Annotated in this window: 12 protein-coding genes; 5 read left to right on the forward strand and 7 right to left on the reverse strand. The window is 74.2% G+C overall.

The window, feature by feature from the left end:
- The first annotated feature begins 24 nt into the window (after positions 1 to 24).
- Entirely contained in the window at positions 25 to 1,119 is a 1,095-nt protein-coding gene (locus OG802_RS02395; protein ID WP_329406654.1) for a baeRF3 domain-containing protein, read from the forward strand.
- 82 nt (positions 1,120 to 1,201) lie between these two features.
- Positions 1,202 to 2,227, forward strand: coding sequence for a Gfo/Idh/MocA family protein (locus OG802_RS02400; protein WP_329406656.1), 1,026 nt, complete (start codon positions 1,202 to 1,204; stop codon positions 2,225 to 2,227).
- Between the two features lie 13 nt (positions 2,228 to 2,240).
- Here the strand turns inward: OG802_RS02400 and OG802_RS02405 are convergent, their stop codons facing one another.
- Positions 2,241 to 2,654 carry an SsgA family sporulation/cell division regulator gene (locus OG802_RS02405; RefSeq protein WP_329406659.1) on the reverse strand — a complete coding sequence of 138 codons (414 nt, stop codon included), beginning with the start codon at positions 2,652 to 2,654 and terminating at the stop codon, positions 2,241 to 2,243.
- Positions 2,655 to 3,025: 371 nt separating this feature from the next.
- On the opposite strand from OG802_RS02405, the gene OG802_RS02410 reads away from it, so the two are divergent.
- Entirely contained in the window at positions 3,026 to 4,420 is a 1,395-nt protein-coding gene (locus OG802_RS02410; RefSeq protein WP_329406662.1) for a PP2C family protein-serine/threonine phosphatase, read from the forward strand.
- Between the two features lie 54 nt (positions 4,421 to 4,474).
- Here the strand turns inward: OG802_RS02410 and OG802_RS02415 are convergent, their stop codons facing one another.
- Positions 4,475 to 5,977 carry a DNA-binding protein NsdB gene (locus OG802_RS02415; protein WP_329406664.1) on the reverse strand — a complete coding sequence of 501 codons (1,503 nt, stop codon included), beginning with the start codon at positions 5,975 to 5,977 and terminating at the stop codon, positions 4,475 to 4,477.
- A 233-nt stretch (positions 5,978 to 6,210) separates the two neighbouring features.
- On the opposite strand from OG802_RS02415, the gene OG802_RS02420 reads away from it, so the two are divergent.
- Both OG802_RS02420 and OG802_RS02425 read left to right on the forward strand, forming a co-directional pair.
- Positions 6,211 to 7,341: an aminoglycoside phosphotransferase family protein gene (locus OG802_RS02420; RefSeq protein WP_329406667.1), complete on the forward strand. Its 1,131-nt coding sequence runs from the start codon at positions 6,211 to 6,213 to the stop codon at positions 7,339 to 7,341.
- 249 nt (positions 7,342 to 7,590) lie between these two features.
- Entirely contained in the window at positions 7,591 to 9,507 is a 1,917-nt protein-coding gene (locus tag OG802_RS02425; RefSeq protein ID WP_329406670.1) for an N-acetylmuramoyl-L-alanine amidase, read from the forward strand.
- 32 nt (positions 9,508 to 9,539) lie between these two features.
- On the opposite strand, the gene OG802_RS02430 is transcribed toward OG802_RS02425, so the two are convergent.
- From OG802_RS02430 to OG802_RS02450, 5 genes are all read right to left on the reverse strand, one after another.
- Positions 9,540 to 10,037 carry a hypothetical protein gene (locus OG802_RS02430; protein WP_062646030.1) on the reverse strand — a complete coding sequence of 166 codons (498 nt, stop codon included), beginning with the start codon at positions 10,035 to 10,037 and terminating at the stop codon, positions 9,540 to 9,542.
- Between the two features lie 187 nt (positions 10,038 to 10,224).
- A complete protein-coding gene (locus OG802_RS02435) occupies positions 10,225 to 10,467 on the reverse strand; it encodes a DUF397 domain-containing protein (RefSeq protein WP_329406677.1) in 243 nt (80 codons plus the stop codon).
- Between the two features lie 85 nt (positions 10,468 to 10,552).
- Positions 10,553 to 11,719 (reverse strand): thiolase domain-containing protein, encoded by a 1,167-nt coding sequence (locus OG802_RS02440; protein ID WP_329406680.1) that lies wholly within the window; start codon positions 11,717 to 11,719, stop codon positions 10,553 to 10,555.
- Positions 11,716 to 12,786: a thiolase domain-containing protein gene (locus tag OG802_RS02445; protein WP_329406683.1), complete on the reverse strand. Its 1,071-nt coding sequence runs from the start codon at positions 12,784 to 12,786 to the stop codon at positions 11,716 to 11,718. The genes OG802_RS02440 and OG802_RS02445 overlap by 4 nt, the downstream gene beginning before the upstream one ends.
- Positions 12,783 to 13,727 (reverse strand): Zn-ribbon domain-containing OB-fold protein, encoded by a 945-nt coding sequence (locus OG802_RS02450; RefSeq protein WP_329406685.1) that lies wholly within the window; start codon positions 13,725 to 13,727, stop codon positions 12,783 to 12,785. Before OG802_RS02450 ends, OG802_RS02445 begins: the two co-directional genes overlap by 4 nt.
- Between the last annotated feature and the right edge of the window lie 41 nt (positions 13,728 to 13,768).

Genomic DNA, 13,768 nt, shown 5'->3' on the forward strand with positions numbered 1-13,768 from the left:
GCGGATCGGCCCTATCGTGCTCGTATGGAGCACGCACTGAGCCCCGCGACCCTCTCCGAACTGCGCCGCCCGCGCCCCTATCCGGCGGTGTCCGTGCTGACGCCCACCCACCGGCGCGAACCCGAGAACGCCCAGGACCGCGTCCGGCTGCGCAATGTCGTGGCCGAGGCGAAGAAGCAGCTGGAGCACGATCCGGCGGTCACCCGCGAGCGGCGGGCCGACGTCGCCGGTCAGCTGGACCGGGCGCTGGCCGAGATCGATCTGGCGCACAGCGAGGACGGCCTGGTCATCTACGCCGCCCCCGGCGAGCACCAGGTGTGGTCGCTGGCCCGGGCCGTGCCCGAACGCGTCGTCTTCTCCGACACGTTCCTCACCCGCAACCTGGTCTCCGCGCAGGCCTCGGAGCGTCCCTTCCGGGTGCTGTCGGTCTCCGCCGACCGCGTCACGCTGTGGCACGGCGGCGACGACCGGGTCACCGAGGCGCGCGGCGGCGGGTTCCCGCTGACCAGGAGCCGGGAGAACTTCGACGCCGAGCGCCGGCAGCGGATCGGCGACCAGCCCAGCACCTTCCGGGACGAGGACACCCGCCACTTCCTGCGGGACGCCGAGGCCGCCGTGGCACGGCTCCAGCGCGAGAATCCGCTGCCGTTGTACGTCACCGGCGAGCCGGCGGCGCTGGCTCTCCTCGACGAGCAGGGCCCGGCCGTCCGCAACGCCGTGCACCTCGCGCACGGCGGGCTGTCGCACGGCACACCCGAGGCGGTGTGGCAGGCGGTGCGTCCCGCGCTCGACGAGCGGTCCCGGCGGGACGCCGAGGCCGTCGCCGCGGAACTCGACTCGGCCCGCGGGCAGCGGACGTTCGCGGCGGGCGTGGACGAGCTGTGGCAGAGCGCGCGGGAGGGCCGGGTGCGGCTGCTCGCCGTCGAGGAGAACTACCGCGTCACGGTCCGCGACGACGGCGAGCACCTCGTCCCCGCCGCGAGCGGCGACCTCGACGCCCGCGAGGACATCGTGGACGAGATCGTCGAGCAGTGCCTGGAGACCGGCGCGGAGGTGCGCTTCCTCCCGGACGGCGCCCTGGACCCGGTGGACGGCCTCGCCGGCGTGCTGCGTTACTGACGACTGACGACGGCCCCCTCCGGCCCGCCTTCCCCGGCGGCGTACGCTACGCCGTGATCGTCGACCGGGGAGGAGATCAGGGGTGGCCGACCTGCTGGGCGTCGCCGTGCTGGGCGCCGGACACATGGGCGCCGACCACGTTCGCCGGCTCGACCGCGTGGTGAGCGGCGCCAGGGTCGCCGCCGTGGCGGATCCGGACGTCGCGCGCGCGAAGGAGGCCGTCGCCGGGATCGACGCGGTGACGGTCCACGCGGACGCGTCGGCCGCGCTCGACGCGCCGGGCGTCGACGCCGTGCTGATCGCCTCTCCCGGTCCCGCGCACGAGGAGGCCCTGCTCGCGGCGTTCGCCCGGGATCTGCCGGTGCTGTGCGAGAAGCCCATGGTCCCGGAGCCGGCCGGGGCGCTGCGGGTGATGGAGGCGGAACTGCGGCGCGGGCGGCGGCTGGCGCAGATCGGGTTCATGCGGCGCTACGACGCCGGGTACCGGCGGCTCAAGGCGCTGCTGGACGACGGCGGGCTCGGGCGGCCGCTGATGCTGCACTGCGTGCACCGCAACGTGTCCTCGCCGCCGGGCTTCACCAGCGCGATGCTGATCGACAGTTCGGTGTCGCACGAGATCGACGCGGCCCGCTGGCTGCTCGGCCAGGAGCTGACCGCGGTTACCGTGATGCGGCCCCGCGCCTCCGCGGGCGCCCCCGAGGGGCTGCTGGACCCGCAGTTCGTGCTGTTCGAGACCGAAGGCGGCGCCCTGGTGGACGTGGAGGTCTTCGTCAACTGCGGCTTCGGGTACCAGGTGCGCTGCGAGGCCGTGTGCGAGGCGGGCGCGGCGCGCGTCGGCGACGACCACGGGATGCTCGTCACGGCGCGCGGTTCCGCGGGGAGCGACGTGCCCGTGGACTATCTGGTGCGGTTCGCGGACGCCTACGACCGCGAGGTGCAGGCCTGGGTCGACGCGACCCGGCGGGGCGAGGTCACCGGCGCGAGCGTCTGGGACGGTTACGCGGCCTCCGTCGTCGCCGAGGCGGGGGTCAGGGCGCTGGAGAGCGGCGCGCGCACCGCCGTCGAACTCCCCCCGCGCCCGGGCCTGTACGCGGGGACCGGCCGCTGACTGCGCGCGGGCCTCAGACGTTGCCGAGGAGGGCCTGCAGACCCCGGTCGACCGCGGCCGTGACGTCCTCGCGCCCCGCCGCGACGACCGCGTAGCTGCGCAGCAGGAACCGGCGCAGGGCGCCCGTGTCGAACTGGAGCAGGGCCAGGCCGAGCGGGGAGTGGAACTCCATCACCGTCAGGTCCGGGCCGCAAGGCCAGATGCGCACGTCCCCGGTCCCGGCCGGGCCGCTCACTCCCCGCTCCAGCAGGCCGCGGCCGAACGTCCAGGTGACCGGCTCGCCCTCCAGGGAGACCTCCGGCGGGAAGTCGACGTGCACGGCGAACGGCTCGGCGGAGTCGTAGCGGAGCGTGGCGGGCACGGGCAGCTCCTGGTCCTCCGCGGTGATCAGACGCGCGTGGACGGCCTGTTCCAGAGTGATGTCCATGCATGTACGACCTCGCAAGGGGCTTTCGCATTACGCGAAAGCGCGGTCCAATTATTGTGACCTGCATCACAGCAGTTGCGGCAGAGAGCGCAGCCTCGCGAAACGGAGAACACAGGGCCGTCGAACACATGACTGACGGTCTCCCCCGCTCCCCCACCCGTCCCTCAAGTCACGTACGCCACATACGACTTGGGGCCGACCGGAACCTCCCGGAGGGCGGTCCTCCGCACCGCCCGAGGGACAGTGGCATATGCCAGAAGCACCACCGAATCGGGTGTTGCCAAAGCACTTACACGTCGTCGCGCGCTGTGCAACAGTCGTGACGGCCGTTGTGTCAGCCCTCGTCGAACCGTCCCGTATCGGAGTGCGTCATGCCGCCCCATGTCTCCGCGGACCGCTCAGCCGCCCAGCCGCCAGGACGCGGCCCGGTGGACGCGCTGATCACGCAGACGCGACGACTCAAGGGCGACATGGACGCCGTCCGGCCGGCCGCCCCGGGCGACCAGGCGGACCCCCGAGGCCGCTGGCAACGCGCGCTCTACGAACTCGCCCGGCACCAACTCGACGACCTCGACGCGCACCTGGCCCAGTTACGGGACGGGCCCCCGCCCACGCCGGCCGTCCGCACCGCGCCCGCCGCACCGGCGGCCGACCGGCGCGAGTCTCTCCTCAGCCGGGTCGGCAGCGCCGAATGGAACCTGCTCACGGACGAGGCCCTCTGGTCCGAGGAGCTCTGCCGCATCCTCGGCCGCGACCCCGCCGCCCCCGCCCTCACCCTGGACGAACTGCCCTCGCTCGTCCTGGAGGAGGACCGGCCGAAGCTGACCTCGATGGTCACCGGCTGCCTGGTCGACGCCCGGCCCATCGACGGCGAGTTCCGCGTCGTCCGCCCGGACGGCGAGCCGCGCACCGTGCACATGATGGGCGAGCCCGTGCTCGACGCCGAGGGCGGCACCGCCTCCATGTGGGCGGTCCTGCGCGACGTCAGCGAACTGCGCCGCAGCCAGCGGGCGGTGCGCGAGAGCCGCGACTCCCTCCAGCGGCAGCGACAGCACGACCGGGCCGAGCAACGGCTCGCGGCCGAACTGCGCGAGGCGGTCCTGCCGTCCTGGCGCGGCCCGCTGAACCTGCCCGGCGGGAGCGACGGCTCCCTGGACCTCGCCGCCCGCCGGCTGCCCGCCGCGACGGCCGCGCCGTCCGGCGGCGACTGGTACGACGCCCTCGAACTGCCCGGCGGCCGCACGCTGCTCGGCGTCGGCGACCTCACCGGCCACGGCCCGGCCGTCACCTCCCACACCGCGATGCTGCTGGGCGCCCTGCGCGGCATGGCCATGGCGGGCACCGGGCCCGGCCAACTCCTGGCCTGGCTGAACCAGTTGCTGGACGCCACCGTCCAACCCGCCCTGGCCGGCGCCCTGTGCTGCCACTACCGGCCGGACACCCGCACCCTGACATGGGCGCAGGCCGGACACCCCGCCCCGTTGCTGTTCCGGGCCGGGACCGGGCGCCGGCTGGACGCGCCGCGGGGCGTACTCCTCGGGGCCGCCTCACGCGCCGTCTACGGGCAGGCCGAGGAGACCCTCGAAGAGGGCGACGTGCTCCTGCTGCACACCGAGAGCCTGTCCGCCGACCGCCTCCTCGGCCTCGCCCCCCGCCTGGACGGAGCGCGCACCGCACAGGACTGCCTGCGGACGGTCGTGGAGGAGTGCGGCGAGACCGGACGCGACCACGACGCCTGCGTGCTCGTCGCCCGCGTCGCCCGCTGACGGTCCACGGCGACCGGCCTGCGACGCCGACGTCCGGGACGGACCGCGCCCCGCTCACGCCCGGGCTTCGTCGCCGGGCCGCGCCCCCTTCTGCCTCGGCAGCGCCAGCCGGATCTCCTCGCGCAGTTCGCCGATCCGCGGGGAGTCGGCGTACTGCGCGGTGAGCCGGTACATCTGGCTCAGCCGGTCCCAGGTACGCCGGGAGGAGTTCGACCCCATCGACATCAGGGCCAGCCGTGCGAACCGGTCCGCCTGTTCGGGATCGTTGGCGATGAAACAGGCGGACGCCATGGACAGATGGTCGAAGATCTTGGACCGCTCCCGGCCGTCGACGCGCAGCGCGAGGGCCTTCTCCGCGTAGTACTGGGCGTGCGCGGCCGCCTGCGGCTCGAACTCGGCCAGCGTGCGGTAGGCCAGGGCCTGCATGCCGTACAGATCCTCGTCCTTGAAGGTCTGCATCCAGGACGGCGGGGTGACGTCGCCCCGGTCGGAGACGAACAGGTCCTCCGCCCGGCCCAGGGTGCGGCGCATGGCCTGCCCCTTGCCCATCGACGCCTGTGCCCAGGCCTCGATGGTGTGGAACATCGCCCGGGTGCGCGGCATCACGTCGTCGCCGGAACCGGACTGGGCCAGTTTCATCAGGTCCAGGGCGTCGTCGGGCCGTCCGAGATGGACCATCTGACGGGCCGCCCGGGACAGCGCCTCGCCGGCGCGCGGCCGGTCGCCGCCCTCACGGGCGGCATGGGCGGCGATGACGAAGTACTTCTGGGCCGTCGGCTCCAGACCGACGTCGTGCGACATCCAGCCCGCGAGGACCGCGAGGTTGGCGGCGACGCCCCACAGGCGCCGCTGGAGATGGGCGGGGTGACGGTAGGCGAGGATGCCGCCCACCTCGTTGAGCTGGCCCACGACGGCCTTGCGCTGGAGGCCGCCGCCGCGGGCCGCGTCCCAGGCCCGGAACACCTCGACGGACAGCTCCAGTTCGTCGACCTCCTCCGTTCCGATGGGAGCTGCCTCGTAGCGGTCGGATCCGGCCTGGTCGGCGTGGTGGAGGAGGGGGTGGTCGATGACAGGAGCGTCGGCGGAGAGCGTGGGGTCGGTGTGCAGCCACTCGTACATGGCACTGCTGAGTGCTGATCCCGCGGCGAGCGCGGCACCCGCGCCCACCAAGCCGCGTCGGTTGAGCATGAGGTCCATTCCCGTGAATTCGGTGAGGACCGCGGCAGTCCGTTCGGGCGCCCACGGCATGCCGTCGGGATGTTGCGCACTCCCGCCGCCCGGCCGCTTCCCGGTACGCCCGTGCCGGACCAGACCGAGGTCCTCCATGGTCACGACACGGCCGAGACGCTCGGTGAACAGGGCCGCCAGCACCCGCGGCACCGGATCGCGCGGGATCTCTCCCGTGTCGATCCATCGCCGCACCCGGGAGGTGTCGGTCGACAGCTGGGGGTGGCCCATGGCCGCCGCCTGCCGGTTGACCAGCCTCGCGAGTTCGCCCTTGGACCAGCCGGCCAGGCCGAACAGGTCCGCCAGGCGGGTGTTGGGTTGTCCGCTCACGTCAAGCCCCCAGGTTCTCGGCTGAGTTGACAGTAGCCCCGGGAAAGTTGCCGGGCGACTATTCGCCAGGGTTCGCCAGGGTTCGCCAGATGGTGTGCCACTGGCCGACGGGTGTCAGGTAGGAATGCGCCACCCCGACCCGGCCGCCGAGGGACATTCCCCAGGGTGTACCCGTGGAGGGCAGGTCGGGGCAGCGCATTGACGTCCGGCACACGAAGGGATCTGTTTCTCCCATGTACGCAGCATCGTCCTCCGTGTCCGCCCCGCCCCGGTCGCTGCACACCCGCCCGGGCGGCGGCGGCCCCTACCTGGACCCCGCACGGTCGGCGGGCCCCGCGCTCGGCGCGGGTCCGGTCCGCCGCCCCGCGGGGCTCGGCACGCAACCGCTCAGCGGAAGACTCGACCTGTCCGGCCCCCAGGGGGCCCAGCTGCGCACGGCGATCGCCGCGGTGCACCGGATCTGCCCGGAGTTCACCCCGGTCCAGGTGCTGCGCCGCAGCGGCCGCTCGGTCCTCCTGGTCGGCACGACGGGACGCAGCACGGCCGTCGCCAAGTGCTTACTGGACCACTCCCCCGTATGGGCGGAGCGCGTCCGGCACGAAATAGCCGCGTACCGCACGTTCGTCCGGCACCGCCCCCCCGTGCGGGCGCCGAGACTGATCGCGGCGGACCCGGACAACTGCACCCTGGTGATCGAGCGGATGCCGGGGCGGGTGGCGGCACTCCAGCGGCACCCCACCGAGGCCCCGCCGCGGGCCGACGTCCGCGCGGCGCTCGGCGCGATCTGCCGGCTCAACGCCTGGCGGCCGCCGGCCGGGACGTTCGACGCGCCCCTGGACTACGCGGCCCGCATCTCCCGCTACCACGAGCTGGGTCTGCTCACCGACCGCGACCTGGGCGACCTGCAGAAGCTGCTGCACGGCATCGCCGCGGGTGCGGGCCGGCAGGGCATGGGCCAGTTCTGCCACGGCGACGCCCTCCTGTCGAACATCCTCCTCTCACCGGCCGGTCCAGTGCTGGTGGACTGGGAGCACGCGGGCTGGTACCTGCCGGGCTACGACCTGGCGACGCTGTGGTCGGCGCTGGCCGACGCCCCGGTGGCGCGCCGTCAGATCAGTCAGATCGCCCAGTCGGCGGGACCCGCCGCACGGGACGCCTTCCTGGTGAACCTGATGCTGGTGCTGACCCGCGAGATCCGCACCTACGAGACCGCCGTGCAGCGTTCGATGCACGACGCGGTCCCGGCCGCGGGCCACCCGGGCGCGGTGCCGTCCGGCGAGGAACAGCGCCTGCTGCTGCGGCGGTTGCACGACGACTGCCAGCTGGCCCGCCGGGCCGTGCGCGCGGCGGTCGGCACCCGCTGACGGACCGAGGGGTCCGTGGCACGCCGTGGACGCGGCGGGCCGCGGGCCCCTCTTCCGCGCGCTCGGGCGGTGTCTTGACGGGGGAAATGCCCTGTTTGCGGTCATGATTGACGGGTTGTCGACAAGGCGGAACCGCTCGGGCCCCACCGGGCCCGCGCTCCGCCGCCCGCCCGTCCCCAGGAGACCGCAGTGCGAGAACCCGTCACTCCCCCCGGATCCCGCAGACGTTCCCGCAGAGCCGCAGGCGCCATGGCGTCGGCGGCTCTGCTGCTCCCGCTGTGCGCGGCGTCCCCCGCCGGCGCCGCGGACCCCCGGCCCGCCCCGGCGACCGGCCTGCAACGGGCCTTCGCCGCCGCGGCCGCCGAGTCCCACGTGCCGCAGAGCGTGCTGCTGGGCGTCTCCTACCTCCAGTCGCGCTGGGACGCGCACGCGGGGGCGCCGAGCGTGACCGGCGGCTACGGCCCGATGCACCTCACCGACGCCCGTACGGCGCTCACGGCGGCCTCGCCGCGCGGCCGCAGCGCCCGTGACATGCGGGGCGACTCCGTCCGGCCGACGCGGCGTCCGGCGCGGTTCCCGGACGTCCGGGTCCCCTCGGACGCGCAGCTGCCGGCCCGGCTGAAGACGCTGCCGAAGGCGGCGCGGCTGACGGGCCTGAGCCCCGCGGCCCTGCGCACGGACCCGGCGGCCAACATCGCGGGCGGCGCGGCGCTCCTCGCCGCCGCCCAGCGCGCGCTGGGCGAGCCGCTCAGCGCCGACCCGGCGGACTGGTACGGCGCGGTGGCGCGCTTCACGGGCGCGGACGACACCGCGACGGCCGCCGCCTACGCCGACGACGTCTACAGGGTGCTCCGCAGCGGCGAGGCGCGCACCACGGACGCCGGCCAGACGGTCGCCCTGGCCGCGCGGCCGGACCTGGTCCCGCGGACGGCCCCGCTGCACGGGGCCGGTCTGCGCACGCTCGCCGCGGCCGACGCCGAGTGCCCGGCGACGGTGTCCTGCGAGTGGATCCCGGCGCCGCACGAGCGGTTCGGCGCGGACGACTACGGCAACCACGACCTGGCCGACCGGCCCGCCTCGCCCCCCGTCAGGTACATCGTCGTGCACGACACCGAGGGCGGCTGGGACGGCGTGCTGTCCTCGGTCCAGGACCCGACGTACGTGTCCTGGAACTACTCGCTGCGCTCCACCGACGGTCACATCGCCCAGCACGTCAAGGCGAAGGACGTGGCGTGGCACGCGGGCAACTGGTACGTCAACTCCACGTCGGTGGGCCTGGAGCACGAGGGCTTCCTCGCCCGGCCCGACGCCTGGTTCACGGAGTCCATGTACCGGGCCTCGGCGCGCCTGGTGACCTACCTGGCCGGCAAGTACGGCGTCCCGCTGGACCGGCAGCACATCCTGGGCCACGACAACGTGCCCGGCCCCAGCTCCGCGAACATCCCCGGGATGCACACCGATCCCGGCCCGTTCTGGGACTGGCGCCACTACTTCGAGCTGCTGGGCCGGCCGTTCGAGGCGACGCCCGCCGGCGAGGGGGCCATGGTGACGATCCGGCCCGACTACGCCGCCAACCGGCCTGCCTACACGGACTGCGGCGGCCAGGGCGTGGCGTGCGCGGCGCACGGTTCCGGCGACGTGCGGCTGTACTCCGACCATGACGAGAAGTCGGCCCTGGTGAAGGACGTCGGCGACGGCTCGGCGCCCACGACGGGCGTGAACGACGTCTCCTCACGGGCGTCGACCGGCCAGCAGTACGCGGTCGCCGACCGGTGGGGCGACTGGACGGCGATCTGGTACCTCGGCCGCAAGGCGTGGTTCCGCAACCCCGCCGACCGGCCGGCCGCCGTGCCCGCGACGGGCCGGGTGGTCACCCCGAAGGAGGGCCGCGACAGCGTGCCCGTGTACGGCAGGGCCTACCCCGAGGCGGGGGCCTATCCGGCGGGCGTGCCGGTCCAGGCGCTCTCGCCGCTGCCGTACACCCTGCCCAAGGGGCAGAAGTACGTGGCCGGGGACGAGGTGCCGGGCGAGTACTACTACGCGGTCACCTTCGACGGCGCCCCGCACCGGCTGGTCACCGGGGCCGAGCGGTACTACGAGATCCAGTACGGCCACCGGGTGGCGTTCGTGCGCGCCTCGGACGTGACGGTGGGCCCGGCGACGTAGCGCCTGTCGCCCGGACCGGCGCGGGGCGGGCCTCAGCCCTGCTGGAAGAGCTCCGCCGGGAGCGGCTTCAGCAGGGCGTACAGGTCGTCGGTGATGGGACGGTCCCAGGCGGCGATGGTCACCAGGACGTTGTCGCTGCGGTCGAACTGCACGCAGGAGATCCGCCCTTCGGAGAGCTTGAGACGGCGCACGATCAGCAGGTTGTCGCCCTGCATCACCGGCATGTCCTCGGTGCCGACGACGGTCACCTCCTCGTCGTTCTCCAGGGCGAGCAGGAGCTGCGCGACCTCGAAGGGCACCTCGCCCTCCTCCACCTCACGGGCCGGGGACCCCTCGGGCAGGTTGCCGATGATCATGGCGGGGCCGCGGCCGCCGAAGAGGTCGTAGCGCAGGAACACGCCCTGGCAGCTGCCGTCGGGCGCGGGCAGGAGGCCGGCGCCCAGGTTGCCGGGCCAGTCGCCCGGGTCCATGGCCAGGACGTCGAAGTCGGGCCCGGCGGGCGTGGCGCTGCGGCGGCGGAGGAACGACATGCGGCCATGGTACGTGGCCGGAGCCCTCCGGTGGCGCGTGGGCGGGACGCGTCCCGCGGCGCGCGAGCCGGTGCGCGCGCCACCGGCCGCGGCGCTCCCCCCGCCTCCGCGGGCCCGGCCCCGCACGGACGTCGCCGCACCCCCGCCCGGCGTCCGGGCGGCCGCGTCGGCGCCGTGCCGCGGGTGGTCAGGTCAGGTCGAACTCTCCCGCCCGCGCCTCCGACACGAACGCGCCCCACTCGGCGGGTGTGAAGATCAGGGAGGGGCTCTGGGGGCTGCCGCTGTTGCGCATCGCGATGAACCCCTCGACGAAGGCGATCTGGACATCCCCCCGCCCCCGGCTGCTGGACTGCCACTCGGCGTTGCTGAGGTCCAGCTCCGGCTTGTCCCAGCCCGTGAGCGGCTGCTGCTGGATGGTGCTCTCGGCCACGTCCGTGCTCCTCCCGGTTCGTCGTCCGCGGGCCAGCCTAGCGATCGGTCCCGGACGCCGACAGAGCACGCGAGGGGGTGACCTTTCAGGACATCGGCGGCCGGTCCCCCACCAGCCACATGGAGAAGAACTGCGAACCGCCGCCGTAGGCGTGGCCCAGCACCCTGCGGGCCCGCTCCAGCTGGTGTTCCCCGGCCTGCCCGCGTACCTGGAGGGCGGCCTCCGCGAAGCGGATCATGCCGGAGGCGCCGATCGGATTGGTGGACAGGACACCGCCCGACATGTTGACGGGCAGGTCGCCGTCCAGCTCGGTGACCCCGGCCTCGGTGAGCTTCCAGCCCTCCCCCTCGGCGGCGAAGCCGAGGTTCTCCAGCCACATCGGCTCGTACCAGGAGAACGGCACGTACATCTCGACGGCGTCGATGTCGCGGCGCGGGTCGGTGATCCCGGCCTGGCGGTAGACGTCGGCGGCGCAGTCCTTGCCGGCCTGCGGCGAGACGGCGTCCTTGCCGGCGAAGAGGGTCGGTTCGCTGCGCATCGCGCCGCCGAGCACCCAGGCGGGCGGGCGGGGTGCGCGGGCGGCGCCGGCCCGGTCGGTGAGCACCATCGCGCAGGCCCCGTCGGAGGAGGGGCAGGTCTCGGAGTAGCGGACGGGGTCCCAGAGCATGGGCGAGGCCTGGACCTTCGCCAGCGTGATGTCGTGCTCGTGGAGGTGGGCGTAGGGGTTCTTCAGCGCGTTGCGGCGGTCCTTGTACGCCACGAGCGAGCCGACGGTGTCGGGGGCGCCGCTGCGCCGCATGTACGCGCGCACGTGCGGGGCGAAGAAGCCGCCGGCTCCGGCGAGCAGGGGCTGCTGGAAGGGAATGGGCAGGGACAGTCCCCACATGGCGTTGGACTCGGACTGCTTCTCGAAGGCCAGGGTGAGCACGGTGCCGTGGACGCGGGCGGCGACCAGGTTCGCGGCGACCAGGGCGGTGGATCCGCCGACCGAGCCGGCCGTGTGCACGCGCAGGATCGGCTTGCCCACCGCGCCGAGCGCGTCGGCGAGGTACAGCTCGGGCATCATGACGCCCTCGAAGAAGTCGGGGGCCTTGCCGATGACGACGGCGTCGACATCGGTCCAGGACAGCTCGGCGTCGTCGAGGGCGCGCCGGGCCGCCTCGCGGACCAGTCCGGCCATCGAGACGTCCCGGCGGGCCGCGACGTGCTTGGTCTGGCCGATGCCGACGACGGCCACGGGCTCCTTGCTCATCGCGGTTCCCCTTCGAGTACGGCGACCAGGTTCTGCTGGAGGCACGGGCCGGAGGTGGCGTGGGCGAGGGCGCGGTCGGAGTCGCCCCGGTGGATGCGGGCGGCGGCCTCGCCGATGCGGATCAGTCCGGCGGCCATCACGGGGTTGGCGGCGAGCGCGCCGCCGGACAGGTTCACGCGGACGCTGTCGTCCAGCCGCAGCGCCTTGCGCAGGACGACCTCCTGCGAGCTGAACGGCGCGTGCAGTTCGGCGGTGTCGACGGGCCGGTCGAACGCGCCCGCGCGTTGCGCGGCGAGGCGGGTGGAGGGCGAGTCGGTCAGGTCGCGCACGCCGAGCGAGTGGGCCTCGACGCGGTGGTCGACGCCCCGGATCCAGGCGGGGCGCGAGCACAGCTCGCGGGCCCGTTCGCCCGCCGCGAGGACGACGGCGGCGGCCCCGTCGCCGACCGGCGGGCAGTCCCCGGTGCGCAGCGGCCGTACCGCGTAGTCGCCCTGCGGGACGGAACCGCGCAGCTGGGCGTGGGAGTTGAGGGTGGCGGTGCGCCGGCTGCGGGCGCCGATCGCGGCGAGGGCCGGCTCGTCGGTGTCGCCGGCGTCGATCAGCGCCTGCGCCTGGAGTGCGGCGAGGGCGACGGAGTCGGGCCACAGGGGGGCGACGTAGTACGGGTCGAGCTGGCGGGTGAGGACGTCGCGCAGGGAGCCGGGCGAGGACTTGCCGTAGGAGTAGACGAGGGCGGTGTCGGCGTCGCCGGTGAGCAGTTTGGTCCATGCCTCGTACAGGGCCCAGGCGCCGTCCATCTCCACGTGGGACTCGGAGATGGGGGGCCAGGCGCCGACGCCGTCGAGGGCGAGGGTGAAGGAGAAGGCGCGGCCGGCGAGGTAGTCGCTGGAGCCGGAGCAGGTGAAGTCGATGTCGGCGGTCTTCAGGCCGGTCCGCTCGAGGACGCTGTGCAGGACCGGCATGAGCATCTCGACCTCGGAGAGCTCGTCGGTGGTGCGCGCGACGTCGGTCTGGGCGAAGGCCACCACCGCGACGTCGCGGCGGCCGGGGGGTTCCTCGCGGGTCACAGCAGCTCCTTGTAGACGTCGTAGTCCGCGTCCGGTTCGCCGGTGGGCCGGTAGTGGTCGGGGTGGCGGGCGCCTTCCGTCCAGACGGGTTCGACGCGCAGGCCCATGCGGACCTGGTCGTAGGGGATGCCGCCGATGCGTCCGTGCAGGGCGAGGTCGGCGCCGTCGAGGGCGATGTGGGCGTAGACGTAGGGCACCTCGATGTCGAGGTTCTTCGCCTTGATGTTGACGATGCAGAAGGTGGTGACGGTCCCGCGCGGTCCCACCTCGACCCGTTCCGCGGTCGGGACGCCGCAGGTGGGGCAGGCCCCGCGGGGCGGGACGTACACCTTGCGGCAGGAGGGGCAGCGTTCGCCGACCGTGCGCCGGGCGGACAGGCCGGCGATGTAGGCGGACTGGGCGCGGCCGGGCGAGTAGGTGTAGTCGAGGCGGGCGGGGGCGACGATGCCGGTGACCGGGTCGTGCGCGAGGGCGTCGAGCCCGCCGCCGGGGGGCTCGGGTTCGCCGGTGTGGGGTTCGAAGCAGGCGATGTCGGTGATGGCGCCGACGCGTTCCGCGGCCCAGCGGATCCGGACGCGCATGCCGGTGCGGACGGCGTCGGGGCCGGGGGCGTCGAGGGCGTGCAGGAGGGCGGTGTCGGCGCCGTCGAGGCGGACCAGGACCCAGGCGAACGGGGTGGCGAGGGGCTGTCCGCGGCGGGGGGCGTGGTTCCAGGCCCAGGTGGTGACGGTGCCGGTGGGCGCGACCGGGACGAGGTCGTGGATCTCCTCGGCGGTCACGGGGTCGTATTCGACGGGCGGGACGAGGGTGCGGCCGTCGCCGGTGCGCACGCCGAGGACGACGCGCTCGCGCAGCCCGGTCAGGAAGGCGCTCTGCACGGGGCCGAGGGACCGGGTGAACGGGAACTCGACGACCAGGGGTGCTTTCAGGACTTCGGGCATCGGGGCTGCCTCCTAGGGGGCCGACGTCGAGGGAGGGCGCG

This window comes from Streptomyces sp. NBC_00704 (assembly GCF_036226605.1).
Classification (GTDB): domain Bacteria; phylum Actinomycetota; class Actinomycetes; order Streptomycetales; family Streptomycetaceae; genus Streptomyces.